Genomic DNA, 501 nt, shown 5'->3' with positions numbered 1-501 from the left:
TGAAAGGCTATACTATGGAATCCTGTGCCAAAGAAATGGCTTGTGGGATCGCCACAGTGTACAGGATCGCTTCTAAGCCACGAGTAAAGCAAGTAACGGCTATTATGATGTCCGTTGCTTTATCGACCACAGCGCAAGATTTGGGCGGTTTAATGCAAAAGGCTATGCAAACATGGAACGCCATTCTGGACGATGACCTATCGCCAGCTCCTATGAAATTGATGGCTTCTGATCAGATCGCTCGGCACTATGACAAATACATGGAATCAGTGAGAGAAGGACTGCTGTTCGATGCCTTCATGGAATCCCAGCAACCGAAGCCAGCAGAACCGCTCAATCTTACTTTCAAATAACAAAGCCACTTGCTGGGATATTGTGAAGTTTTAGGCTCAAATACATAGAAACGTTGATATAATAGGCTTTTGCTAACTATACCAATTATTATGCACAAAGTCGGAAGCTCAATCGCTTGGGAGAGTAAGAACTTTGTATAATTCAACA

General features: G+C 43.3%; 1 protein-coding gene. It reads left to right on the top strand.

Going from position 1 to position 501, the window contains the following annotated elements:
- Positions 1-353, top strand: a 353-nt coding sequence (locus tag N1032_RS28185; protein ID WP_259544059.1) for a hypothetical protein, incomplete at its 5' end; no start/stop codon positions are given.
- Positions 354-501: the final 148 nt, after the last annotated feature.

This window comes from Herbiconiux daphne (genome assembly GCF_024979295.1).
In the GTDB taxonomy this organism is placed as follows: Bacteria; Actinomycetota; Actinomycetes; order Actinomycetales; family Microbacteriaceae; genus Herbiconiux; species Herbiconiux daphnes.
Note: the sequence above shows the minus strand (reverse complement) of the source record. Positions and strands in the feature narration are given on the sequence as shown.